The sequence below is a fragment of the Kitasatospora sp. NPDC052868 genome (assembly GCF_044547105.1).
Taxonomy (GTDB): domain Bacteria; phylum Actinomycetota; class Actinomycetes; order Streptomycetales; family Streptomycetaceae; genus Kitasatospora.
Map to the genome: position 1 here is coordinate 447 of NZ_JBITZW010000033.1, position 22,270 is coordinate 22,716.

Below are 22,270 nucleotides of genomic sequence, written 5' to 3' on the forward strand. Positions count from 1 at the left end.
GGGGCGCGCGCCCCCCCCGGGCCGGGGGCCCCCCCCGGCAAACCAACCCCCGGTTCCCCGAAAACCCCCCACCCGGGCCCGGGGGGGGGGGCCGCCCCCCCCCCCCCCGCCCGCGGGCCCCCCCTCCGCCTTCGCATCGGGAACCGCTGCGGGAACCTGGCAGCGCACAGCCGCCCCGACCCGGAGATCCGGGGCGGGGCGGCCGTGGAGCAGGGTGTGTCAGTGGCCGATGCCGGTCTCGGTGAAGGTGCCGGCGACGCCCGTCGGGCCGATCACCAGGATCGCGTCGAGGAAGGTGGCACCGTCGGGGCCGAACTGCACGTCGGTGATGTGCAGAGCGCTCCCGTTCGGGCCGACCGAGAACGCCCCCTGGTCGAAGTTCGCGTGGGGGACGCCGGTGTCGGCGGAGGCGATGCTCGCCCCGCCGATGACGAGCGGGATCGCGATCGCGGAGGCGGCGAGGACACGGTGCACAATACGCATGAGGAAAGCCCCTTCGAGGCAACGGTGTTCATGGTCCATCAGGCTTCCGTCAGCGGAGGCCTGCCACCATCACCGCACGTTCGCATACAGACCGCCACCGGGGGTGGGCGTCCGGGAACCCCCCGGCCTGCCAAACCGCCCCCACCGGGAATGACCTGACCGGGCGAAGCCTCCGACCGGGCGACCGCCCCCTCGGCCTTGCGGCGGACGGCGCGAACTGCCGGGATACGGCTGACGCCCTGCGGCCGATGGAGCGACACAGAACCCGCGTCGGCCCCGCGACGACCACTCCACCGGGTCAACAGCCCGGCACCGCAAGGCGGCGGCGGCCTTCGACCCCCTTGCGACCCGGCCGCTTCCCGGCCGAAGGGCCGTGCGGCTCGCGCGACGTCGGCCAGGGTCATTCCCGGAGCCCCGACCGCTGCTTCCGGCCCATGCCGCCGCGACGACTGGACGGCCTCAGCTGCGAGCGGCCATCAGTACCGCCTGGACCCCGCCCCGTGATTCCCAACTTGGCATAGGCGGGTGGCACCGGGTGGTCGGGGCAGGGAACCGCGCGGGCGAGGGGCGTGCTCCGGCCCCCACTCCCCTCGTGGTGGGGGCCGGAGCGGGTCTGGGCCGCGGCGACAAGAGGGAGCATGCCAACGGGGGCGGCCGGACGGCCATGCATTAGCCTCTGGGCCTAATAGTCAAGATCACGGCTGGTCAGAACGGCTGTGGGGAACCGGAGGGAAGGCCCGTGATCGCGCTGAGGTTCGGGGTCACGGACCTCGCGAGGACCCGGTTCGTCATATCCCCGCTCGACCATCTGATGGCCGGCTCCGCCCGGTTGGGCGTTCACCAGGGCAGCGGGTCGCGAAGCGAGCGCTGGTGGCGGGACGTCCGCCGCCACGTGCCCCACCGGGCCGTGCGGCTTCTCGAGGTGGTCAACGCGAGCCCGGTCGGCGTCCCCGACTTCATGGTGGCGGACCTCGACGCCGTCCGCCGGCAGTTGACCGACGAGCTCGACGCGCTCCTCTCCGTCCCGCAGCAGGCCGTGGAGGAGGGGGTCGCGATGTTCGGCAGCGGCCCGGAAGTCCCGGCAGCCCTGGCCCGGTTGCGCGAGGACGGCAGCCGGGGCCTGCGCGAGGTCAGCGACGGCGCCTGGGCGCTGTTCCGGTCCTGCCTCGCCCCGGACTGGCCCGACATCCGCCGGGCGCTGGAGGCCGACATCGCCGCCCGGGCCCGCACCGCCGCCCGCGCCGGGATCGGCGAGATGCTCGACTCGCTGCACCCGAAGGCCGTCTGGCGGGACGAGGGGGTGCTGGAGTGCACCCTCGGCGAACTGGAGGGCTCCTTCGAACTCGGCGGCCGGGGCCTGGAACTGCGGCCCAACTACTTCGTCCAGCGGAGCATCAGCCTGCTGGCCGAGCCGGACCGCCAGAGCCTGCTGCTGCACCCGATCGCCGCCCCGACCGCCGAGCCCACGGCCCGGACACCGGCTGCCGACGGCCTCGCCGCCGCGCTCGGCCCCGCCCGCGCCCGCGCCCTGCGCGCCGTCGCCGGCAGCGCCTGCTCCACCACCGAGCTGGCCCAGCGGCTCGGTGTCACCCCGCCCTCCGCCTCCGCCCATGCCGCCGCCCTGCGCACGGCCGGCCTGATCGCCACCCGCCGCGAGGGCAAGCAGGTCCGCCACAGCCTCACCGACGTCGGCCACGACCTCGTCCTCGACAATCCGCCACCCCTGCAGCCGGCCTGAGCACCGGTCGGTGGCGGCTCGGACGGGGGCGGTCTCCCTCGCGTTTCCGGCCCATGCGGCGGTGGGGCAGGCATGGATCCTCGCGCTGCACCAGGCCTGCGACGGCGCAGCGGCTGCAGTCGCCCGCCTCCCACGGTCGGCGCACCGCTCATCCGGCATGGCGGTGCCGCTCGGTCCGAATCCCCCGAGGTGACTCGGGCGTGCACGAGCCGCGGCAGCACCGGCTGCCGGCGCTCAGTGACGGTAGGCGGCTGTCGCGATCTCGACGAAGGATCGGATCAACGGGTTGGAGTCGCCCGCGTTCCACACCACCACCACTCGGCTCGGCGGCATGTCGGTCAGCGGCACCACGGCCAGCTCCGCGGGCAGGTCGTGTCCGAGCGGGGCCAGGCCGACCGTACCGTTCCACAGCACGGTCTGCAGGCATTCCTGGACGGCGCGCACCACCGAGCCCTCGCGCGGCCTGCCACCGTTCCAGTACGACTGCCAGATCGGGTCGGTGCCCTGTGGGAACCGGAACCAGCGGCGGTCGCTCAGCTCGGCGAGGCGCAACCCGTCGCGGCGGGCCAGCGGATCGTCGGAGCGCAGGACCACGCCGACCGGGTCGGTGCGCAGCGCACGCACCGTCAGGGCGGTCTCGTCGAAGGGCGCCCGGGTCAGCGCGACGTCGACCAGCCCGGCGCGAAGCCCGCAGGTGGGGTCGGTCAGATCGGTGTCGCGGATGCGGATGTCGATGCCGGGGTGGCTTCGGCGGAAGGCGGCGGCCAGCCTGGCCGCTCCCGGATCGGTGCCGTCGCCCAGGACGCCGACGGTGATGGTCCCGTCGCCGGCCGCCGCGCTCACGCGTACCCGGACCCGGTCGGCATGGTCGAGTAGCGCCCGCGCCTCGTCGAGCAGCACCGATCCCACCGCCGTGAGCGTGACCCCCCTGGGCGAGCGGGCGAACAACAGGGCCCCGACCTCGGTCTCCAACTGCTTGATCGCCCGGCTCAGCGGCGGCTGGCTCATGTGCAGTCGGGTGGCGGCCCGGCCGAAGTGAAGCTCCTCGGCGACCGCCACGAAGTAGCGCAGGGTTCGTAGCTCCACGCTGTCACCATACCCGGGGGGTATCGGCGCCGCTGGACGGGTCTTGGACACCGGCGGCCCCCCGGTTGTGCACTGGTGGGCATGACCGAAGCAGCGAAGACCAGCGTGCCGCAGGCCGGCCCCGCCGTATCGGTGGTGGGCCCCGGCGACGGCGAGACGATCGTGCTGGGCACCACGCGGATGCGCGTCCTGGAGGACGGCAGCCACACCGGGCACCGCCTCGCGATCGCCGAGTCCGTCCTCGCCCCGCACACCCAGGGACCGCCGCAGCACCGCCACGGCCGACACGACGAGGGCTTCTACATCCTCTCCGGCACCGTGCGGTTCACCGTCGGGGACGAGGAGCACGAGGCCGTCGCCGGCACGCTCGTGATGGTACCGCCCGGCACCCCGCACACCTTCGCCAACCTGACCGACCAACCCGCCGTCATGCTCAGCACCTTCACCCCCGACCTGTACGTGCAGTACTTCCGGGACCTCCAGGAGGTGCTCGCCGCCGGCCGGCCGCTGACGCCACAGGCCAACATCGACGCGATGGGCCGCTACGCGACCGAGCCCGCCGCCGGCCCCGCGTGACGCCGGTGGTCCGGCACGGCCTGGCCCGACGACCGGCAGGGCGGTGGCGCTGCCGCCGTTCGGCGGCCCCGCCCCTCGGACGACGGACCGGGCCGTCACCAAGGCTCTTCTGACCAACGACGCAATCGACCGGTCCCCGTGGACCGGTGACCCATGAACGGGAACCATGAACATCGCCTACTGGATCGCCGCGGGACCACTCGCGCTCTTCTACTCCTACGCGGGCACGCTGAAGGTGACCCGCAGCCGCGATCAGCTCCGACCGATGATGGCCTGGGTCGACCGCATATCCCTGCCTGCCCTCAGGGCGCTGGGGGCGGTCGAAGTCCTCGGCGCGACCGGCCTGATCCTGCCGCCGCTGACCGGCATCGTCCCCTCGCCGGCACCGGCCGCGGCGATCGGCTTCGTGCTCCTGCAGACCGGCGCGATCGCCGTCCACCTGACCGGCGGAGACCGCCGGATCGCACTCAACACCGGGCTCCTCGCCACCGCGGCCCTGACCAGCTGGCTGGCCACCGGGCTCTGATCGGACACGCCGGGGGTCGGCTCGCAGGAGGAGGAGCGGCGCCGTCACCTGGGCCAGCAGGGGCAGGAGGGGGCCGGGTCCGGCTGCCGTCCTCGATGACGGAGCGGATGATCTGCGGGTCGGCGTGTTCGAACCCGCACACCCTGCCCTTCGGCTGGACCCCGCCCCCCCGGCCGCGAGGTCACCACCCGGAGCGCCGGAGCACTGACGCTTCCGGGGACTCGCCTCCGCGACCGTCTGCACGCGGGTGATGCTGGAGACCTCGTTGTCCTGGAGGGCGACTGTCTGCGGATGTCGATACCGTGCGGATGTCGGGACCGTGCCACCGGCTCCGGCCCCGGGGCACCGGCGGCCACCACCGGCCGCACGAGGAAGCCCCCCGAGGAAGCCGCACGAGGAAGAAGGAGAGCCCGCATGGCGATTCAGCGGATGGACAACGTCGGCATCGTCGTCGAGGACATGGACGCCGCCATCGCGTTCTTCGTGGAGCTCGGTATGGAACTGGAGGGCAGGGGGGAGGTCCAGGGCCGCTTCGCCGACCAGTGCACCGGGCTCGACGGTGTCCACTGTGACATCGCGATGGTCCGCACCCCGGACGGCCACAGCCGGCTGGAGCTGGCGAAGTACCGCAGCCCCGCGGCGATCAGCGCCGGGCCGCGCAACCGGCCGCACAACATCACGGGCACGCACCGCGTCATGTTCGCCGTCGACGACATCGAGGACACCGTCGCCCGGCTGCGCCCGCACGGCGCCGAACTCGTCGGCGAGATCGCCCGGTTCGAGGACAGCTATCTGCTCTGCTACGTCCGCGGCCCGGAGGGCATCATCGTCGGCCTGGCCGAGCAACTGGGCTGACGACCCCCGGGACGCACTCCGCGGGTAATTCGTTTGACCCGGCGCCGCGGCAGCGGCAACGCTGCACTGCGGCGGGTGCCACGACTGGTGGTGCCGCTGTTCCAGGGGAGGCAGTGCAGCAGTGGAGATCCGTCCCACGACCGACCAGGACTTCGACGTCTTCGTCGAGACGCTCCTCACCGCGTTCGGGTGGTTCCCGGAGAGCCCGGCCGAGGGCGGCGGCGGGCGCTGGTGGTCGGCGCTCGAGATGGACCGCAACCTGCTCGCCGTGACGGCGGACGGACGGCCCGTCGGCACCGCCGGCGCCTACTCCTTCGAGCTCACCCTGCCCGGCGGGGCCCTGGCCCCGACCTCCGGGGTCACCGCCGTCGGTGTGCTGCCCTCGCACCGGCGCCAGGGCGTGCTCAGCGCGATGATGCGGCACCAGCTCGCCGATCTGCGGGCCCGCGGGGAGTTCCTCTCCGTACTGCTGGCCTCCGAGGCCGTGATCTACCGCAGGTTCGGCTACGGGCCGGCGACCTACACGGCGCGGCTGACGGTGCCTCGCCGCCAGGCCGGCCTCGCCCTCCCCCGGGCGCGCGCAGCGGCCGTCGCCCCGGCGGCCGACGCGGACACCGGATCGGACACCGGCTCGGTCGAGCTGCTGCGGCGTGCCGACCGCGGCACGATCCTGGAGGAGGTCTACGACCGGTACCGCCGCGCCCAGACCGGCGCGGTGTCCCGGCCGCACCGCTGGTGGGCCCTGCGCGCGGGGCAGCCCCCGATCTCCCCGGCGCCGCGCCACATCATCGTCCACCGCGACGCCGACGGCGTCCCGGACGGGTACGCCAGCTACTCGATCGGCGATCCCGACCACACCCTGACGGTCGACGAGATCATCGCCACCAACGACACCGCCACCACGGCCCTGGCCCGGTTCGTGCTCGGACACGACCTGGTCTCGCAGGTCGTGTTCAAGCACCTCCCGACCGATCACCCGCTGCGCTGGCAGCTTGCGGACTTCCGCGCCGGCCAGGTGGGCAACGACACCGACTGGCTCTGGGTGCGGCTGCTCGACATCCCGCGCGCGCTCACCGCGCGCGGCTGGTCCCTGGACGGCGAGCTCGTCCTCGACGTCGACGACCCGTTCCTCGGCGAGCACGGCCGCTACCTGCTGACCGTCCGGGACGGCAGGGCCGAGTGCGTCCCGACCGGGCGGGAGCCCGACCTCTCCCTGGACGTGAGCGACCTGGGCTCGGTCTACCTCGGCGGCACCGCCCCGAGCACGCTCGTGCGCGCCGGGCACATCCGCGCCCACCGCCCGGGCGCGGCGGCCCTCGCCGACGCCCTCTTCCGCTCCGAGCAGCCCCCGCACTGCCTGCACTGGTTCTGACCCCGCACGCGCCGACCCGCCGCGTCGAGGCCGCATCCGGCGGCGCGGGCGGGTCGGGGTACCCCGGCGAGCGGCTCAGTCCTGCGCCGACCGCCTGCGGTACCAGTCGGCCGCGTCGGCCAGCCGGGCCAGCGGGCCGGGGCCCGGCGGGCACTGCGCGAGCCGCCAGATCTCCTCGCTGCGGTACCAGTGGTCCTGGCCCACCAGCGCGAACTGCCGCTCGGAGATCCGCCCGGGGTGCTCGTCGAGCAGGCGCAGGCACTCGGCCCAGGGCAGGCCCGGCCCCGGCAGTGCGGGCAGCACGCCGTACCCGGCGAGGGCCGTCAGCAGGTCCCCGACGCGGACCGGCTCGGGGTGGCTCGCGTGGTGGACGCCCGGGGCGACGGCCTCCGCGGCCGTGGCCAGGGCGGCGACCAGCCGGGCCAGGTCCCCGACGTCCACCATGGACAGCCGGCCCTGGCCGCCGTCCCAGAGGACCGGGACCCGGCGGACCAGTTCCTCCAGGGCGGGCACCACCCAGCGGTCCCCGGCGCCGGTCACCAGGCCGGGTCGGAGCACCACGGCCCCCGCCTCCCGGGCGTGGCGCTCCCCCGCCAGCCTGGTCCGGCTGGCCGCGGAGACGGGTACCGCGGGCACCCCGTCGACGGCGATGCCCCGGTGCGGCCCCGCGCCGTAGACGGCCGCCGTGGACAGGTGCACGATCCGGCCGACCCCGGCCCGGACCGCCGCGCCCATCAGCGCCTCCGTCCCCCGGTCGTTGACCGCCTCGCACTCCTCCTCGCTGCCGCCGACCCTGGAGGCGAGGTGGACCAGCACGTCCGCGCCCTCGCACAGCCGGGCCGACGAGTCGGCGTCCGTGAGGTCCCCGACCAGCCACTCGACCGGCCCGCCGTCACGCTGCGGCGTGCGGACCAGCGCGCGCACCCGCACCCCCTGGTCGGTCAGCGCCCGCAGGGCGGCCGCACCGATGAACCCGGTCGACCCGGTCAGCGCGACCCTGGTCGTCACGCCCGCTCCGGGCGGCGGTCGGTCTCCAGGAACAGGCCCGCGCGGGCCTCCGCCGAGGCCAGCCCGGGCAGCAGGTAGCGCCACAGCTCGGCGATCCGCTGCGGCAGGTCGGCCCGGCCGGTGGCGATCTGCGCCATGATCTGCGAGCCGGTGAAGCTGGCCACCAGGACGGTGGCGAAGCCGCGCTCGTCCGCCTCGGGCAGCAGATGGCCCTGGTCGCGCGCGGCGGCGAGCTCGCCGCGGAAGCGCTCGATCCACTCCTCGTAGATCGAGTACTCGGCCAGCCCGGACTCGTCCTGCTCGACCGCCAGTCGTACCCCGCCCCGGAGCAGCACGTTGTGCTGCAGCTCGTGGGCCAGGTAGTAGGTGAGGTCGATCAGCTGCTGGAGGCCCTTGGGCTCCTCCGGGAGGTCCCGGAGGCCGTCGGCCTGGTGCATGATCACCGCGCGGGCGAGGTCCTGCTTGGACTTGAAGTGGAAGTACATCGCCCCCTGGGTCGTCGAGGCGCGTTCCACGATCTTCATGATGGAAGCCCCGGCATAGCCCGCTTCGTCGAAGACCGCGGCCGCCGCCTCCAGGATGAGCTCCCTGGTACGAACCGCCCGTTCCTGCCTGACCTGCACAGTCACCTCACCCCATGTCCACCGATAAAGAAATCAGACGTGCTCCGTGACGAAACGGTGCGCATATGATGCTGCACCGTCTGCCCTATCAGGTCTGCCGCCACACCGACACCGATTCAAGGAAAGCGTACCCTTATGTCCAAAATCGGGACAATCACCGACCCGACCGGCGATTACACCATCACGCAGGAACTTGTCCACAAGCTGGATCCAGAAGAGGTCTTTCTCACGAACTGGCGCCGCACCGGACCCGACTCCTTCACGGTGGCCGCCCGGTGGCCCGCCGACCAGCCATTCTACCGAGCCGCCGACGGCGAGTACGAGCCGCTCCTCGTCACCGAGACAGTGCGTCAACTCTTCCCCTTGCTCTGCCACGTCGGGTACGGCACGCCCTTCGGCCATCACCTGGTCTGGGAGGGCTACCACTACGAGCTGGCACCGCGCGCGCTGAGCGGCCGCGACGGCCCGGTCATGCTGGAGCTGCGGGTGGTCTGCTCCGACATCGTCCACCGCAGATCGCAGCTCGCCGCCCTCACCATGGACGTGGACGTACTGCGCGACGGAATGCCCGTGGCCAGAGCGCACTCCCGTTTCACCGTCCAGGCTCCCGCGGTCTACTCCCGGCTGCGTGGTGCGAATGCGGACAGCGCGGGCGCCATGGCCGCCGCCCCGCCCGCCGCCGCCCCCATATCGGCCCGTTATTCGGGCCGGCCCGACCCGGCCGACGTCGTCCTCGCGGAATCCGCGGCCGCCGGTATATCGATATCCGAATTCCCGGGGGAATTCCACGGCGCCCGGCCCGACGGCTGGTGGCTGCGGGTCGACACCACCCACCGGAAGTACTTCGACCACCCGGTCGACCACGCCCCCGGCATGCTGCTGCTGGAGGCCGCCCGGCAGGCCGCCCAGGCCGTGCTGCACCCCCGGCCGGTGCTCCCCGTCACCATGGAGGCCGGGTTCCACCGGTACGTGGAGCTCGACGCGCCCTGCCGGATCGAGGCCCGGGTGCTCCCGGACGGCCTGGTCCGGGTGACCGCCGAGCAGCACGGACAGCTCTGCTTCACCGCCGCGGTCGGCACCGCCGACCGGCCGGTGCTGGCCGCGACCGCGGGTACGGCGGGGGCGGCGGACGAGCCCGGGTAAGGCCCGCCTAGGCTGTGGACGCACAGCAAAACGGGCGAACCGGACCCACCCCGGGGCCGCGAGGACGGAAAGCAGGACCCGCCGATGGGCGACGGAATGTCAGGAATGCACCACCACGGCGGGATGACACAGCTGGGCCCGTTCTCCTTCTCCAACGTCTGGACGTGGTCGCCCGACTGGGTGTTCCTGATCGGCAGCCTGGCCGCGTTGGCGCTGTACGGCGCCGGCGTGGTCCGGCTCCACCGGCGCGGCGACCGCTGGCCGATCGGCCGGACGGTCGGCTGGGCGGCGGGCATCGGCTCGGTGATCCTGGTCACCTGCACCGGGCTGAACGACTACGGCATGGTCCTGTTCAGCGCGCACATGATGCAGCACATGGTGCTGTCCATGCTGTCGCCCATCCTGCTGCTGCTCGGCGCGCCGATCACGCTGGCGCTGCGCGCGCTGCGCCCGGCCGGCAAGGGCCGCCCGCGCGGGCCGCGCGAGCTGCTGGTGGCGCTGCTGCACAGCAGGTACGTCAAGGTGGTCTCGCACCCGGCGTTCACCATCCCGCTGTTCATCGCCAGCCTCTACGGGGTCTACTTCACCCCGCTGTTCGACTTCCTGATGCAGTACCGGCTGGGGCACATCGCCATGATGGTGCACTTCCTGGCCGCCGGGCTGGCGTTCTTCTGGCCGATCATGGGCGTGGACCCGGGCCCGCACCGGCCGAGCCACGTGATGCGGATCATCGAGCTGTTCATGGGCATGCCGTTCCACGCCTTCTTCGGCGTGGCGGTCATGATGGCCACCCACGAGCTGGTGACCACCTTCACCGAGGCGGGCGCACCGCCCGGCACCGACCTGCTGGCGGACCAGAAGCTGGCCGGCGGCATCACCTGGGCGTTCGGCGAGATCCCGACCGCGATCGTGCTGATCGCGCTGGTGTACCAGTGGATGCGCTCCGAGCAGCGGGTGTCGCGGCGCCGGGACCGCGCCGAGGACCGCAACGGCGACGCCGAGCTGGCGGCGTACAACGCCTACCTGGCCTCGCTGGACAAGCGCAACCAGCGACCGGCCCCGGCGGCCGACGCCGGCTGACCCGCCGCCCGCCGCCCGCCAACACCACGAGACCCCCGCCCCGGCGGGGGTCTCGTCGTTCCCGGCGCCCTAGGTCCGCTGCCGGGCCAGGCCGCTCACCAGGATGTCCAGGCCGAACTCGAAGCGCTCGTCCCCGACGTTGCGGGTGAGCGCGGCGGCCATCGAGGTGATCATCGGATAGCGGTCGACCGGGATCGTCCCGAAGTAGTCCCGCACCTGGTCGGTGTACTCCTGCGGGTTCCCGCCGCCGCGCATGGACACCTCGAACGTGGTCGCCGTGGTGTAGAGCCCGAGCAGGTCCACGCCGTACGCGGCGGTCTGGTCGTCGAGGCCGCCCGCGCGCAGGATGCCGAGCATGGTCTCGGCGACGTCCATGGCGTGCGGGGTGACGGGCACATTGGCCACCACCGCGGCCCGGGCGAGGTCCCGGTGCCCGAGCAGGACGTCCCGTGAGCGGCGCATCAGTCGCTTGATCTGCTCCTGCCAGTCCGCCGCGTCGGGCTGTTCCAGCTCGATCTCGGAGTAGGCCAGGTCGAGGACCTGCTCGACCAGCTCCTCCTTGCTCCCGATGTGGGCGTAGAGGCTCGCGGCGCCGGTGCCGAGCTCCTGGCCGACCCGCCGCATGCTCAGCGCGTCCATGCCCTCGGCGTCGACGATCCGCAGTGCGGCCTCGACGATCCGCTCCCGGCTCAGCGGCTGGCGCCTGGCCGCCGGCTTCCCCTTCTCCTGCCAGTGCGCTGGCCAGCTCGGGCGCGGGGCGGCGCTGGTCATCGGGGCTCCTTCGTGGTCGGCGACGGGTCCCAGACTACTTGACACGAACGCCGTTCCATGGGAGAACACTGTTCGTCGCGAAAAACAGTGTTCGTTGAGGCGAACGCCGTTCGTTCAAGCCCTCGATTACGGAGCCCGCCCATGACCCGCCAGACCGCCCCTCCGCCCGCCACCCATGACCCCGTAGATCCCGCCGCCACCCGCACCCACGTCACTCCGTCCCCCGCCACGGAGGGCGGACCGGAGTCGGCCGGCTACCGGCTGCGCTGGGCCGGCCTCGCCGTGATCCTGCTCGCCGAGGTGATGGAGCTGCTCGACACCACGATCGTCGGCGTCGCCTCCCCCGCCATCCAGCGCGAGTTCGGCGGCAACGGGTCGCAGATCCAGTGGATCTCCGCCGCGTACACGCTCGCCTTCGCCGTCCTGCTGATCACCGGCGGGCGGCTCGGCGACCTCTTCGGCCGCAAGCGCCTGTTCGTCCTCGGCGCGGCCGGCTTCACCCTCGCCTCGGTGCTCTGTGCCGCCTCCACCGGCCCGGCCACCCTGATCGCGGCCCGGACCGCACAGGGCCTGTGCGGCGCGCTGCTGCTCCCCCAGGGGCTCGGCCTGATCAAGGCGATGTTCCCGCCGAAGGAGACCGGCGCCGCGTTCGGACTGTTCGGCCCGGTGCTCGGGCTCTCCTCGGTGATCGGCCCGATCCTCGGCGGCTACCTCACCGACGCCGACTGGTTCGGCACCGGCTGGCGCATGATCTTCCTGATCAACCTGCCGCTCGGCGCGGTCGCGGTGCTCGCCGCCATCCGGCTGCTGCCCGCCAACCACACCACCCGCTCGGCCTCGGCCGGCCGGATCGACCCGCTCGGCGTCCTGCTGCTGAGCTGGGCCGTCCTGCTGCTGGTCTATCCGCTGGTCCAGGGCCGCGAGCTGGGCTGGCCGCTCTGGACGTACGCCGCGATGGTCGGCGCCCTGCCGGTGCTCTGGCTCTTCTCGGCCCACCAGCGCCGGGTGGTGCGGCGCGGCGGCACCCCGCTGATCGAGCCCACGCTGCTGCGCAAGCGGGCCTTCACCTCGGCCCTGGCCACCGGGCTGCTGTTCTTCGCCGCGGTGTCCGGCCTGATGCTGACCTTCACCCTCTACCTGCAGCTCGGCCTCGACTGGAGTCCGCTGCACGGCGGCCTCACGATGATCCCGCTCTCGCTCGGCATCGTCGCCGGCGCGGTGCTCTCCGGCGCGGTGCTGGGCCCCCGGTTCGGACGGCGCGTCCTGCACGCCGGGATGGCGGTCGCCGCGCTGGGCGCGCTCGGCATGTGGGCCAGCCTGGCGCACTGGTCCGCCGGCCTCACCAGCTGGGAGCTGAGCCCCGCGCTGGTCGTCACCGGCCTCGGCCTCGGCCTGATCATGGCGCCGTTCTTCGACATCGCCCTGGCCGGGGTGGACGACCGCGAGACCGGCTCGGCCGCCGGCGTCCTCAACGCCGTCCAGCAGCTGGGCGGTTCGCTGGGGGTCGCGGTCCTCGGCACGGCCTTCTTCGGATGGGCCGCCTCCGACGGCTTCGAGCGCGGTGCGGGCTGGACCCTCAGGCTCACCGGCGGCCTGCTCGCCCTGACCTTCCTGGTCGCCTACCTCCTCCCCCGCCAGGCCCGCCCGCACGAGGAGGGGTGACCCCCGGCCTCCGGTATCCGCACCCCGAGCCGCCGCCCGCCCGGTCCCACCCGGCGGGCGGCGGCTCGCGGCGTAAAAGCCGCTCCCGGCGAAGGCGAACCCGGCCCCTAGGATCCGAGGATGCAAGCCCTTCTGATGGCCGCCCTGCTCGCCGTGGTGCTGCTCTCCCGGATCCAGGAGCCGAGACGTTTCGGCAACGGGGTCCTGCTCGGCCTGATCGCCGTCTGCGCGGTGCTCGGCACGGTGAGCGCGGTCGGCCACTTCTCGGCGCCGGCCGCCGACGCCGTCACGGCCGCGGTGGCGGGCTCGGTCTGGCTGAGCGGCCTGGTGGCGGCCGCCCTGCTGGTGGCCAACGGGGTCACCATGGTCCGGCGGGAGGGCACCCGGCCGGCCAGTCTGCTCGCGCTGCTCACCGGCGCCGGGCTGCTCGCGCTGCTGGCGCTGCTGCTCTCGGCCACCTACCTCGGCGTCCGGGAGCTGCGGGCGGCGGCCGGCGCCGCCGTGCTGATCGGCGGCTACGGCGCGTTCCTGCTGCTCTGCTTCCTCGGGTACACCCTGCTGTACCGGCGGCTCGCCGTCCGGCCGGGCGCGGACTTCGTGGTGGTGCTGGGCGCCGGGCTGGACGGCTCCGAGGTACCCCCGCTGCTGGCGGCCCGGCTGGACCGGGCGCTGGCGCTCTACCGGACCGAGGAGGCGGCCGGGCACGCACCGCTGCTGCTGGTGACCGGCGGCAAGGGCCCGGACGAGGGCTGCACCGAGGCCTCGGCGATGGCGGAGCACCTGGTCGCCCACGGCTGCCCGCGCGAGCGGATCCGGCTGGAGGAGAAGGCCACCAGCACCACCGAGAACCTCTCCTTCAGCCGGGAGCTGATGGAGCGGGAGCGCCCCGGCTACCACTGCACCGTGGTGACCAGCAGCTTCCATGTGCTCCGGTCCGCTATCACGACCCGCCGCGCGGGTGTGCCGGGGCAGGTCGTCGGCGCGCCGACGGCCGGGTACTACTGGCCCAGCGCCGTGCTGCGCGAGGTGGTCGCGACGGCGCTGCTCTACCCGCGGGCGAACGCCGCCGCCCTCCTGCTGCTCGCGGCCGCGGGGGCGGTGGCGGGCTTCCGGTGGTGACGCGGGGGCCGCACGGACGCAGGGAGGCCCCCGGGTCGCGGATGGCGGACCCGGGGGCCTCCCGGTAGGGCTCGCGGCCGGCTCGGCGCCGGCTGCTTCACCCCTGCTTCAAACCCTGCTTCGACCTGCTTCGGCTACGGTCAGCCGAGGTTGGCCAGCGCCTCGTTGAAGGTCTTCGACGGACGCATCGCGGCCGCCGCCTTGGCGGCGTCCGGCTGGTAGTAGCCGCCGATGTCGACCGGCGAGCCCTGGACCGCGATCAGCTCCTCGACGATGGCCTGCTCCTGCTCGGCCAGCGTCTTGGCGAGACCGGTGAACGCCTGCGCCAGCTCGGCGTCGGCGGTCTGCTGCGCCAGCTCCTGGGCCCAGTACATGGCCAGGTAGAAGTGGCTGCCGCGGTTGTCGATGCCACCGAGGCGGCGGCTCGGCGACTTGTCCTCGTTGAGGAAGGTGCCGGTGGCGCGGTCCAGCGTGTCGGCCAGGACCTGGGCCCGGGCGTTGTCCGCGGTCTGCGCCAGGTGCTCGAAGCTGGCGGCCAGCGCGAAGAACTCGCCCAGGCTGTCCCAGCGCAGGTAGTTCTCCTTCACCAGCTGCTGGACGTGCTTCGGGGCGGAGCCGCCGGCGCCGGTCTCGAACAGGCCGCCGCCGTTCATCAGCGGGACGACCGACAGCATCTTGGCGCTGGTGCCCAGCTCCAGGATCGGGAAGAGGTCGGTCAGGTAGTCGCGCAGCACGTTGCCGGTGACGGAGATGGTGTTCTCGCCGCGGCGGATGCGCTCCAGCGAGAACAGGGTCGCCTCGACCGGCGTCTTGATCTCGATCTGCAGGCCCTCGGTGTCGTGCTCCGGCAGGTACGCCTTGACCTTCTCGATCAGGACGGCGTCGTGCGCGCGCTCCGCGTCCAGCCAGAACACGGCCGGGTCGCCGGTGGCACGGGCGCGGGTGACGGCCAGCTTCACCCAGTCGCGGATCGGCAGGTCCTTGGTCTGGCAGGCGCGGAAGATGTCGCCGGCCTCGACGGCCTGCTCCAGAACGACCTCGCCGTCGGCGCCGACCAGGCGGACGGTGCCGGCGGTGCCGATCTCGAAGGTCTTGTCGTGGCTGCCGTACTCCTCGGCCGCCTGGGCCATCAGGCCGACGTTCGGCACCGAGCCGATGGTGGCCGGGTCGAGGGCGCCGTGGGCGCGGCAGTCGTCGAGGACGGCCTGGTACACGCCGGAGTAGCTGCTGTCCGGCAGCACGGCCAGGGTGTCGGCCTCCTTGCCGTCCGGGCCCCACATGTGGCCGGAGGTGCGGATCATGGCCGGCATCGAGGCGTCGACGATGACGTCGCTCGGCACGTGCAGGTTGGTGATGCCCTTGTCGGAGTCGACCATGGCCAGGGCCGGGCCCTCGGCCAGCTCGGCGTCGAAGGAGGCCTTGATCTCGGCGCCGTTCGCCAGCGCGTCCAGGCCGCCCAGGATGCCACCGAGGCCGTCGTTCGGGCGCAGGCCGGCGGCGGCGAGCGCCTCACCGTACTGGGCGAAGGTCTTCGGGAAGAAGGCGCGGACCACGTGGCCGAAGATGATCGGGTCGGAGACCTTCATCATGGTGGCCTTGAGGTGCACCGAGAACAGCACGTCCTCGGCCTTGGCGCGGGCCACCTGGGCGGTGAGGAACTCGCGCAGGGCGGCTACGCGCAGCACGGAGGCGTCGACGACCTCACCGGCGAGGACCGGTACCGACTCGCGGAGCACGGTGGTGGAGCCGTCGGCGGCCACCAGCTCGATGCGCAGCGAACCGGGCTCGGTGATCACCGTGGACTTCTCGGTGGAACGGAAGTCGTTCACGCCCATGGTGGCGACGTTGGTCTTGGAGTCGGCCGACCAGGCGCCCATGCGGTGCGGGTGGGTCTTGGCGTAGTTCTTGACCGAGGCGGGGGCGCGGCGGTCGGAGTTGCCCTCGCGCAGCACCGGGTTGACGGCGCTGCCCTTGACCTTGTCGTAGCGGGCGCGGACGTCCTTGTCCTCGTCGCTCTGCGGGTCGTCCGGGTAGTCCGGCAGCGCGTAGCCCTGCGCCTGCAGCTCGGCGATGGCCGCCTTGAGCTGCGGGATGGACGCCGAGATGTTCGGCAGCTTGATGATGTTGGCGCCCGGGGTCTTGGCGAGCTCGCCCAGCTCGGCGAGGGCGTCCTCGATCCGCTGGCCCTCCTCGAGACGCTCCGGGAAGCTCGCGATGATCCGCCCGGCGAGGGAGATGTCGCGCGTCTCCACGCGCACACCGGCCGTCGAGGCGTAGGCCTGCACCACGGGCAGGAACGAGTACGTTGCCAGGGCAGGCGCCTCGTCGGTGTGCGTATAGATGATGGTCGAGTCAGTCATCGGTACTCCGCTTCACGTCTCCAACGTCTTGATGTCAAGATATCTCGTGACCGCGCCTTTACTCCACCTCCCCCCGCCCCGGGTGTGCGCCGGGCGCCTCGGGCGGGCCCCGGCGGTCACGTCCACGGTGGTCCCCGGGTGGGTGCGGGGCAAGTGGAGACCGCCGGGTCACGGCCTACGGCGCGATCTGCCGCCGCTCGGCGAGGCGGGTGCCGAACGCCTCCTCGTCGGCGAGGAACCAGAGCTGGGTACCGCGGTTGCTCTCCACCACGAAGTCGCGCAGGGCGTCGCTGGCGGCGATGTGCGCGGAGATGTCGCCGAGGACGGCGAGGCCGATCCGGTAGGTGACGAACTTCTGGACGATCCCGCCGGCGACCCGGGTGCTCAGCCGGAAGAAGTCGCCGTCGAGCCTGGCCGCCGGGACGAGGACCCAGGTGGCGCCCTGTCCGAACGCGTCCCCGATCACGTCGGTCGCGTCGCGCTCGCTGCGGATCGCCGGGCCGTCGGAGGTGAGCCGCAGGACGGTGGCGTCGTACTCAGACATGACTGTTCTCCCTGATCAGTGCGTTGATGATGACGAGCAGCTCGGCCGTGTCGGCGAGGTCCCCCAGGATGATCACCTTGAGCGTGGACCGCTCCTCGTGGTGGACGGTCTCGACCCGCAGCAGGCCGCCGCCGTCCCTGGGGCCGGCGATCGCCGCCATCAGGGTGTTGGCCAGCCGGGCGGCCTCCCGCGTCCCGATGGCGTCGATCTGGACGATCGTGGACGCGTCGGCCCGGCGCGGTTCGGGGGCCGGCTCGGGCGGTGCGGCGGGGGCTCCGGTGAACTCCTCCAGGTCCTGGCGGGCGATCCGGTACTGCTTGCCGATCCTGGTCGCCTTCAGCCGGCCGTCCCGGACGTAGCCGCGCACGGTGCGCACGTGCAGACCCAGCAGTTCCGCCACCTGTTCCACCGAGTAGTACTGCGGCACCGGCGTCACTCCTTTCGGGGATTCCCTATTATTACGCAACCTACCAGCTAACGGTGCAGGATAGGGAAGGATAGTCACAACCGACCGACCGGACGGCTCGGCCGACCGTCAGGAGTCCGTCAACGCACCGCGTCATTCGGTCAACGCCGCGTCAGGGCGGTCTCCGGCGGGGCGGGCCGGGCCTAGCGTCAAGGGAGTAGTTCCGGCAGGCCCCTCCATCACTCGGGAGCACCCGCATGGCCCGCGTCGCCTGGCACGTCCCGGTCACCGTCACCGGACGCACCACCGTCCTCCGCCTCTTCCGCCTGCGCGACGGCCGCCGCTGTGCGGTCGGCTTCAGCTCCGCCGGGGCGCTGGCCGCCCTCCTCGGGCCCGGCCAGGCCCACACCGAACTCGGCGAGCCCGCCCTGCGCGCGCTCACCGAACCGCTGGGCGTCGACGCCCTGGTCCTGGACCCGAAACTGGTCGCACCACCCGTCACCGGCCCGGCCGACCACCCGGCCGCCGCCGCCCACGCCCAGCTCCAGCGCCGGTGACCCGCCTGCGGCTGCTCCCCGGCCCGCCGGCCGCACCCGCCGAGGAGCGGCCCCTGCACGCGGTGGTCCGGATCGGCTTCGGTCCGGTACCGCTCGACTTCGACCGGCTCGCCGCCGAGTTCCCCGCCGTCCAGAGCGGCCTCGCCCTGGCCGGGGACGTCGACCTCGAACTCCGCCTCGCCTGCACCGGCCCCGACGAGTTACGCGCCATCTCCACCGCCCTGCTGCGGGCCGGCGCGGCCCACCTCCAGGTGGACCTGGTCCTGCGCGCCCTGACCCGCGGCCGGCCCGCCCTCCACCCCGTCCCCTGACCCGCACCGCCCGCGCCCCTCCCGCTTCCGGCTTCCCTGCCGAGGGGGAGGGGCCACGGGCGCGCCCTGGCCGGCCCGCGGGTCAGGGCGGCGGCAGGACCACCGGACGCACGACGGCCGCCCCGGCCGGTCAGATCTCGCGGGGGTCGCCGAGTTCCGCGCGGAGCCGGGCACGGGCGGCCGCCAGCCGGTCGACGTAGTCGGGCGCGAACACGGCGGTGAGCGTCCCGTCGAGCGTCCCGGCGATCCGCTGGACCGGCACCCAGACGGCCGGGTCGTCGACGACCCGGCCCAGCTCGGTCATCTGCAGGCGGTGGAACCAGTCGGAGAGCACCAGGGCCTCGTCGGGGGTCAGGGTGATCGTGATCTTCTCATCGTCCATCGGCTCAACGTACCGTCGTGCTGTCACATGGTGGAGCCCGGTCTCCGCCGCGAGCGGAGGAGAGCAGCAGCATGGACCAGCTGACGTATGCCGAGGTCAAGGCGGCCCGGGAGCGGATCGCCGGGCGGGTACGGCCCGTCGCGGTGGCACCCGGGGACGACACCGGACGGGTCTGGCTGGCCCTGGAGTTCCTGCAGCACACGGGGAGCTTCAAGGCGCGCGGGGCGCAGAACTTCCTGCTGGCGCACGCCGAGGCGGGCACGCTCCCGGAGGCCGGGGTGACCATCGCCTCGGGCGGGAACGCCGGACTGGCCTGCGCCTGGGCGGCGCGTGAACTGGGCGTCCGGGCAACGGTGTTCCTCCCGCAGACGGCGCCGCAGGTGAAGGTGGCCCGGCTGCGCTCCTACGGCACCGACGTGCGGCTGGCCGGTACGCAGTACGCCGAGGCACTGGCCGCCTGTGAGGAGTTCGCGGCGCAGAGCGGCGCGCTGGCCTCGCACGCCTACGACAATCCGCTGATCGCCGCCGGTGCGGGCACCGTGCTGGAGGAGATCCGCGCCCAACTGCCCGGCCTGGACACGGTGGTGGTGTCGGTCGGCGGCGGCGGACTGTTCGCGGGGGTGGCCGCCGCGGCCCGCGAGCACGGCGTCCGGGTGGTCGCGGTGGAGCCCGTGCACAGCCGGGCGCTCAACGCGGCACTGGCGGAGGGCCGGCCGGTGGACGTCACGGTGGACTCGGTCGCGGCCGACGCGCTGGGAGCCCGCCGGGCCACGGCACTTGCCGTGCACGCCGCCCAGGATCCGGGTGTGCGTTCGGTGTTGGTCTCGGACGAGGCCATCATCCGGGCCCGGCAGGGGCTTTGGGACGAGCGCCGGATCGCCGTCGAGCACGCGGCCGCCACCGCCCTCGCCGCGGTCGAGGCGGCGGAGGCGGCAGAGGCGGCAGAGGCGGCGGCCGAGACGGCGGACGCCCTGGACGGGGAGCGCATCGCCGTCCTGCTCTGCGGCGCCAACACCGACCCGTCCGACCTGGTGGCGGCGCCGTAGGCTCCGCCCTACCCAATCCCTTGGCGGTCCGGCACGAGCGCGAAGGTGCGGACCTCCGGATCCGCCAGCTGCTCGGCCACCGCCCGGTCCAACAGACGGCGCTGCTCCAGGAGTTCGGGGCGGCGCCCGTCCGGGGTGATCCGCAGCAGGTCGTCCAGGGCGGCGGCCAGCCGGCGGGTCACCTGGGGGTGGCCGGCCCCGCAGAGCCGGATCTCGGTGAAGGCCAGATCGACCATGCTGCTCCAGTCCGGCACCGGCTCGACCAGCCGGACCGCGCCCGCCCGGTCCCGGAACCGGAGGTCTCCGAAGCTCTCGTGGACGAGCATGCCGAGCAGTTGGTGGATCCGGTCGATCGCCTGGACGGCCGTGGTCGGGTCGTTGACGGCGGGCGAGAGCGCCCGGATCGCGATGTCGACCAGCTGCCGGAATCCGAAACTGAGGTCCTGGTGCATGGTGCGGTCGACACCGACGTTGAGCGCCCAGGCGATCCGGCGCGGCCGCGGCGGCCGGGCCGCGCCCGCCACCCGCACGATCGGGGTGCCGGGCGTGATGAAGTCGCCGATCCGGGGGACGAGGTACAGCACCGCGTCGTGCTTGCGGGCGATCCGCACCAACCGACGGATGTTGACGTCCCGCAGGACGCCCGAGCGGCCCTCGTGCAACAGCGTGAGCGCCCCCTCGGGCACCACCGGCGGCTGCGACTCGGGTGGCATCGCGCGGTACTGGACGATGACGGCCACCGACTCGTTGGCGACCCGGTCGATCACGTGCGGCACGCGCAGCAGCCGCAGGGTGGCCTGCACGTACAGCACGAACAGCCCCAGGCTGAGCAGCACCAGCAGCACCGCGACCAGACCGGAGAAGACCGGGACGGAGGTGACCTTCGCCGGGTCGGTGGAGTCGTCGTAGCTGAGCTGGACGAGCAGCCCGAACAGGAAGGTGGCCAGGCAGACCGAGAAGGTCGCCTTGGTCAGCCGACTGCGCACATAGAGCCTCAGCACCCGCGGCGAGAACTGGCTGGCGGCCATCTGCACGGCCACCAGCGAGATCGAGAAGACCACGGCGATGAAGGTCAGCATCGCCGAAGTGACGGTCGACACCACGCTCTTGGCCGCGCCGGTGAACCGCATCAGCTCGTCCGCCGAACCGGTCTCGGCGACGCTCGCGGCGACACTGGCCTCGTCCAGCCAGGCGGTGAACCCGGCCAGCAGCACCGCCCCGATACAGGTGACCAGCGGCGCGAACCAGAACGACTCCCGCAGGTGCTCGCGCAGCGGGGAGAGCGGACGATAGCGGACCGCTCGGGGCGGCGCGGACTTGCGGTCGGTCATCGCCCCAGGCTAGGGCCTCTCTTATGGATCAGGTCGGATCAGCGCGCGGCTCCCCCGGCCTTCGGGTACGGCAGGATGTCGCGGACGATCCGGGTGGGCAGCCCGCATTCGATCAGCCCGCGGATCTGGCGGACCACCTCGTCCGCGCCCTCGCAGTAGTCGCGGTAGCCGTTGCCGCCGCGCGTGGGCCGGATCGGCCCCTCCTCCTCGTAGTAGCGCAGCGCCCGCACGCTGACCCCGGTCAGCCGGGAGAGCTCCCCGATCTTCATGTGATCCACCCCGCAACGCGTCCGGTTGACCTTCACGTCAACGTGAGGGATCCACGCTACTGCGCCCCCCGCCGGCCCTGCCGGACCGAGCGGGGTTGCCAGGTCCTAGCCCTGCGAGGCCGCCTCGGTCGGTGCGGTGGCCTTGGCGGGGGTGGTGGTGCGGCCGCCGCCGAAGAGCCCGAGGAAGACCGCCAGCGTCGGCACCAGATACAGCGCCCAGACCACCAGCTGCAGCACCGTCGGATCGGGCTGGAAGTTGAACACGCCCTTCAACAGCGTCCCGTACCAGCTGTCCTTCGGGACGGTCGCACTGACGTCGAACGCCACGTCGTGCAGGCCCCCGATCCAGCCCGCCTCCTGCAGGTCGTGCACCCCGTAGGCCAGCACCCCCGCCGCGACCACCACCAGCATCGCCCCCGTCCAGGTGAAGAACCGCCCCAGATCGATGCGCACCGCACCCCGGTAGAACAGCCAGCCCAGCACCCCCGACGTCAGCAGCCCCATCGCCGCACCCACCACCGGGCTGTACCCGTCGCCGGTGGCCTGCACCGCCGACCAGATGAACAGCGCCGTCTCCAGCCCCTCCCGGCCCACCGCCAGGAACGACGTCACCACCAGCGCCACCGTCCCCATCGCCAGCGCCGCGTCCAACCGGCCGTGCAGCTCCGCCTTCAGATACCGCGCCGTGCGCCGCATCCAGAACACCATCCACGTCACCAGGCCCACCGCCACCACCGACAGCGACCCGCCCAGCGCCTCCTGCGCCTCGAACGTCAACTGCGCCGACCCGTACTGCAGCACCGCACCGAACACCATGCTCAGCACCACCGCCGACACCACACCCGCCCACACCGGCACCAACCGGTCCCTGCGACCCGTCTTCACCAGATACGCGATCAGAATGCAGACGACCAGACTCGCCTCAAGGCCCTCACGCAGGCCGATCAGGTAGTTGCCGAACACGGCGCCCTCCTCGGGGAAATCACACACAACGAAACAAGCACAGCAGCGGGACGGAGCCG

The 22,270-nt window shown here is 73.0% G+C and carries 24 protein-coding genes; 12 read left to right on the forward strand and 12 right to left on the reverse strand.

Annotated features, from left to right (window positions below; genetic code table 11):
- Positions 1 to 219 precede the first annotated feature (219 nt).
- Positions 220 to 483, reverse strand: a complete 264-nt coding sequence (locus tag ACIGZJ_RS33620; protein WP_396460839.1) for a hypothetical protein — start codon at positions 481 to 483, stop codon at positions 220 to 222.
- A 739-nt stretch (positions 484 to 1,222) separates the two neighbouring features.
- Here ACIGZJ_RS33620 and ACIGZJ_RS33625 point away from each other — a divergent pair.
- Positions 1,223 to 2,221 (forward strand): winged helix-turn-helix domain-containing protein, encoded by a 999-nt coding sequence (locus ACIGZJ_RS33625; RefSeq protein WP_396460840.1) that lies wholly within the window; start codon positions 1,223 to 1,225, stop codon positions 2,219 to 2,221.
- Between the two features lie 234 nt (positions 2,222 to 2,455).
- On the opposite strand, the gene ACIGZJ_RS33630 is transcribed toward ACIGZJ_RS33625, so the two are convergent.
- Entirely contained in the window at positions 2,456 to 3,307 is an 852-nt protein-coding gene (locus ACIGZJ_RS33630; protein ID WP_396460841.1) for a LysR family transcriptional regulator, read from the reverse strand.
- A gap of 81 nt (positions 3,308 to 3,388) precedes the next feature.
- On the opposite strand from ACIGZJ_RS33630, the gene ACIGZJ_RS33635 reads away from it, so the two are divergent.
- The 4 genes from ACIGZJ_RS33635 to ACIGZJ_RS33650 all read left to right on the forward strand — a co-directional run bounded on the left by ACIGZJ_RS33635 (position 3,389) and on the right by ACIGZJ_RS33650 (position 6,636).
- Positions 3,389 to 3,883 carry a cupin domain-containing protein gene (locus tag ACIGZJ_RS33635; protein WP_396460842.1) on the forward strand — a complete coding sequence of 165 codons (495 nt, stop codon included), beginning with the start codon at positions 3,389 to 3,391 and terminating at the stop codon, positions 3,881 to 3,883.
- A gap of 166 nt (positions 3,884 to 4,049) precedes the next feature.
- Positions 4,050 to 4,409 carry a DoxX family protein gene (locus ACIGZJ_RS33640; protein WP_396460843.1) on the forward strand — a complete coding sequence of 120 codons (360 nt, stop codon included), beginning with the start codon at positions 4,050 to 4,052 and terminating at the stop codon, positions 4,407 to 4,409.
- A 414-nt stretch (positions 4,410 to 4,823) separates the two neighbouring features.
- Positions 4,824 to 5,264 (forward strand): VOC family protein, encoded by a 441-nt coding sequence (locus ACIGZJ_RS33645; protein WP_396460844.1) that lies wholly within the window; start codon positions 4,824 to 4,826, stop codon positions 5,262 to 5,264.
- A gap of 121 nt (positions 5,265 to 5,385) precedes the next feature.
- A complete protein-coding gene (locus tag ACIGZJ_RS33650) occupies positions 5,386 to 6,636 on the forward strand; it encodes a GNAT family N-acetyltransferase (protein ID WP_396460845.1) in 1,251 nt (416 codons plus the stop codon).
- A 75-nt stretch (positions 6,637 to 6,711) separates the two neighbouring features.
- Here the strand turns inward: ACIGZJ_RS33650 and ACIGZJ_RS33655 are convergent, their stop codons facing one another.
- A complete protein-coding gene (locus tag ACIGZJ_RS33655) occupies positions 6,712 to 7,644 on the reverse strand; it encodes an NAD-dependent epimerase/dehydratase family protein (protein WP_396460846.1) in 933 nt (310 codons plus the stop codon).
- Positions 7,641 to 8,273 carry a ScbR family autoregulator-binding transcription factor gene (locus ACIGZJ_RS33660; protein ID WP_396460847.1) on the reverse strand — a complete coding sequence of 211 codons (633 nt, stop codon included), beginning with the start codon at positions 8,271 to 8,273 and terminating at the stop codon, positions 7,641 to 7,643. The genes ACIGZJ_RS33655 and ACIGZJ_RS33660 overlap by 4 nt, the downstream gene beginning before the upstream one ends.
- Positions 8,274 to 8,402: 129 nt before the next feature.
- Here ACIGZJ_RS33660 and ACIGZJ_RS33665 point away from each other — a divergent pair, with 129 nt between their 5' ends.
- Both ACIGZJ_RS33665 and ACIGZJ_RS33670 read left to right on the forward strand, forming a co-directional pair.
- Positions 8,403 to 9,410 (forward strand): ScbA/BarX family gamma-butyrolactone biosynthesis protein, encoded by a 1,008-nt coding sequence (locus ACIGZJ_RS33665; RefSeq protein ID WP_396460848.1) that lies wholly within the window; start codon positions 8,403 to 8,405, stop codon positions 9,408 to 9,410.
- Between the two features lie 105 nt (positions 9,411 to 9,515).
- Positions 9,516 to 10,490, forward strand: coding sequence for a cytochrome c oxidase assembly protein (locus tag ACIGZJ_RS33670; RefSeq protein ID WP_396460897.1), 975 nt, complete (start codon positions 9,516 to 9,518; stop codon positions 10,488 to 10,490).
- Between the two features lie 69 nt (positions 10,491 to 10,559).
- Here ACIGZJ_RS33670 and ACIGZJ_RS33675 read toward each other — a convergent pair whose 3' ends face one another.
- Complete coding sequence (locus tag ACIGZJ_RS33675) at positions 10,560 to 11,261, reverse strand: TetR/AcrR family transcriptional regulator (RefSeq protein ID WP_396460849.1); 702 nt, start codon at positions 11,259 to 11,261, stop codon at positions 10,560 to 10,562.
- Between the two features lie 141 nt (positions 11,262 to 11,402).
- On the opposite strand from ACIGZJ_RS33675, the gene ACIGZJ_RS33680 reads away from it, so the two are divergent.
- Both ACIGZJ_RS33680 and ACIGZJ_RS33685 read left to right on the forward strand, forming a co-directional pair.
- Positions 11,403 to 12,923: an MFS transporter gene (locus ACIGZJ_RS33680; RefSeq protein WP_396460850.1), complete on the forward strand. Its 1,521-nt coding sequence runs from the start codon at positions 11,403 to 11,405 to the stop codon at positions 12,921 to 12,923.
- A 120-nt stretch (positions 12,924 to 13,043) separates the two neighbouring features.
- Positions 13,044 to 14,042: a YdcF family protein gene (locus ACIGZJ_RS33685; RefSeq protein ID WP_396460851.1), complete on the forward strand. Its 999-nt coding sequence runs from the start codon at positions 13,044 to 13,046 to the stop codon at positions 14,040 to 14,042.
- 140 nt (positions 14,043 to 14,182) lie between these two features.
- Here ACIGZJ_RS33685 and ACIGZJ_RS33690 read toward each other — a convergent pair whose 3' ends face one another.
- The 3 genes from ACIGZJ_RS33690 to ACIGZJ_RS33700 form a co-directional block, all read right to left on the reverse strand.
- On the reverse strand, positions 14,183 to 16,402 hold the full coding sequence (locus ACIGZJ_RS33690; protein ID WP_396460852.1) for an NADP-dependent isocitrate dehydrogenase: 2,220 nt from the start codon (positions 16,400 to 16,402) through the stop codon (positions 14,183 to 14,185).
- A 175-nt stretch (positions 16,403 to 16,577) separates the two neighbouring features.
- Positions 16,578 to 16,946 (reverse strand): DUF4180 domain-containing protein, encoded by a 369-nt coding sequence (locus tag ACIGZJ_RS33695; protein WP_396460853.1) that lies wholly within the window; start codon positions 16,944 to 16,946, stop codon positions 16,578 to 16,580.
- The gene (locus ACIGZJ_RS33700; protein ID WP_392942104.1) at positions 16,939 to 17,373 is read right to left on the reverse strand and encodes a helix-turn-helix domain-containing protein; all 435 of its coding nucleotides are present in this window, start codon (positions 17,371 to 17,373) and stop codon (positions 16,939 to 16,941) included. Before ACIGZJ_RS33700 ends, ACIGZJ_RS33695 begins: the two co-directional genes overlap by 8 nt.
- A gap of 236 nt (positions 17,374 to 17,609) precedes the next feature.
- On the opposite strand from ACIGZJ_RS33700, the gene ACIGZJ_RS33705 reads away from it, so the two are divergent.
- Positions 17,610 to 17,909 carry an SAV_915 family protein gene (locus tag ACIGZJ_RS33705; RefSeq protein WP_396460854.1) on the forward strand — a complete coding sequence of 100 codons (300 nt, stop codon included), beginning with the start codon at positions 17,610 to 17,612 and terminating at the stop codon, positions 17,907 to 17,909.
- The gene (locus ACIGZJ_RS33710) at positions 17,906 to 18,220 is read left to right on the forward strand and encodes a hypothetical protein (RefSeq protein WP_396460855.1); all 315 of its coding nucleotides are present in this window, start codon (positions 17,906 to 17,908) and stop codon (positions 18,218 to 18,220) included. Before ACIGZJ_RS33705 ends, ACIGZJ_RS33710 begins: the two co-directional genes overlap by 4 nt.
- Positions 18,221 to 18,350: 130 nt before the next feature.
- Here the strand turns inward: ACIGZJ_RS33710 and ACIGZJ_RS33715 are convergent, their stop codons facing one another.
- Positions 18,351 to 18,602, reverse strand: a complete 252-nt coding sequence (locus ACIGZJ_RS33715) for a hypothetical protein (RefSeq protein WP_392942096.1) — start codon at positions 18,600 to 18,602, stop codon at positions 18,351 to 18,353.
- Positions 18,603 to 18,673: 71 nt separating this feature from the next.
- On the opposite strand from ACIGZJ_RS33715, the gene ACIGZJ_RS33720 reads away from it, so the two are divergent.
- The gene (locus ACIGZJ_RS33720) at positions 18,674 to 19,648 is read left to right on the forward strand and encodes a serine/threonine dehydratase (RefSeq protein ID WP_396460856.1); all 975 of its coding nucleotides are present in this window, start codon (positions 18,674 to 18,676) and stop codon (positions 19,646 to 19,648) included.
- A gap of 8 nt (positions 19,649 to 19,656) precedes the next feature.
- On the opposite strand, the gene ACIGZJ_RS33725 is transcribed toward ACIGZJ_RS33720, so the two are convergent.
- From ACIGZJ_RS33725 to efeU, 3 genes are all read right to left on the reverse strand, one after another.
- A complete protein-coding gene (locus tag ACIGZJ_RS33725) occupies positions 19,657 to 20,979 on the reverse strand; it encodes a DUF2254 domain-containing protein (RefSeq protein WP_396460857.1) in 1,323 nt (440 codons plus the stop codon).
- 38 nt (positions 20,980 to 21,017) lie between these two features.
- Positions 21,018 to 21,248 carry a MerR family transcriptional regulator gene (locus ACIGZJ_RS33730; RefSeq protein ID WP_396460858.1) on the reverse strand — a complete coding sequence of 77 codons (231 nt, stop codon included), beginning with the start codon at positions 21,246 to 21,248 and terminating at the stop codon, positions 21,018 to 21,020.
- 105 nt (positions 21,249 to 21,353) lie between these two features.
- Positions 21,354 to 22,211 (reverse strand): iron uptake transporter permease EfeU, encoded by an 858-nt coding sequence (gene efeU / locus ACIGZJ_RS33735; protein ID WP_396460859.1) that lies wholly within the window; start codon positions 22,209 to 22,211, stop codon positions 21,354 to 21,356.
- Between the last annotated feature and the right edge of the window lie 59 nt (positions 22,212 to 22,270).

Excerpts from the sequence above, each read along its gene's own strand:
- ACIGZJ_RS33620 (WP_396460839.1), bottom strand. The coding sequence starts at position 483 with ATGCGTATTGTGCACCGTGTCCTCGCCGCCTCCGCGATCGCGATCCCG.
- ACIGZJ_RS33635 (WP_396460842.1), top strand. The coding sequence starts at position 3,389 with ATGACCGAAGCAGCGAAGACCAGCGTGCCGCAGGCCGGCCCCGCCGTA.
- ACIGZJ_RS33640 (WP_396460843.1), top strand. The coding sequence starts at position 4,050 with ATGAACATCGCCTACTGGATCGCCGCGGGACCACTCGCGCTCTTCTAC.
- ACIGZJ_RS33645 (WP_396460844.1), top strand. The coding sequence starts at position 4,824 with ATGGCGATTCAGCGGATGGACAACGTCGGCATCGTCGTCGAGGACATG.
- ACIGZJ_RS33665 (WP_396460848.1), top strand. The coding sequence starts at position 8,403 with ATGTCCAAAATCGGGACAATCACCGACCCGACCGGCGATTACACCATC.
- ACIGZJ_RS33670 (WP_396460897.1), top strand. The coding sequence starts at position 9,516 with ATGCACCACCACGGCGGGATGACACAGCTGGGCCCGTTCTCCTTCTCC.
- ACIGZJ_RS33675 (WP_396460849.1), bottom strand. The coding sequence starts at position 11,261 with ATGACCAGCGCCGCCCCGCGCCCGAGCTGGCCAGCGCACTGGCAGGAG.
- ACIGZJ_RS33680 (WP_396460850.1), top strand. The coding sequence starts at position 11,403 with ATGACCCGCCAGACCGCCCCTCCGCCCGCCACCCATGACCCCGTAGAT.
- ACIGZJ_RS33685 (WP_396460851.1), top strand. The coding sequence starts at position 13,044 with ATGCAAGCCCTTCTGATGGCCGCCCTGCTCGCCGTGGTGCTGCTCTCC.
- ACIGZJ_RS33690 (WP_396460852.1), bottom strand. The coding sequence starts at position 16,402 with ATGACTGACTCGACCATCATCTATACGCACACCGACGAGGCGCCTGCC.
- ACIGZJ_RS33695 (WP_396460853.1), bottom strand. The coding sequence starts at position 16,946 with ATGTCTGAGTACGACGCCACCGTCCTGCGGCTCACCTCCGACGGCCCG.
- ACIGZJ_RS33705 (WP_396460854.1), top strand. The coding sequence starts at position 17,610 with ATGGCCCGCGTCGCCTGGCACGTCCCGGTCACCGTCACCGGACGCACC.
- ACIGZJ_RS33715 (WP_392942096.1), bottom strand. The coding sequence starts at position 18,602 with ATGGACGATGAGAAGATCACGATCACCCTGACCCCCGACGAGGCCCTG.
- ACIGZJ_RS33720 (WP_396460856.1), top strand. The coding sequence starts at position 18,674 with ATGGACCAGCTGACGTATGCCGAGGTCAAGGCGGCCCGGGAGCGGATC.
- ACIGZJ_RS33725 (WP_396460857.1), bottom strand. The coding sequence starts at position 20,979 with ATGACCGACCGCAAGTCCGCGCCGCCCCGAGCGGTCCGCTATCGTCCG.
- ACIGZJ_RS33730 (WP_396460858.1), bottom strand. The coding sequence starts at position 21,248 with ATGAAGATCGGGGAGCTCTCCCGGCTGACCGGGGTCAGCGTGCGGGCG.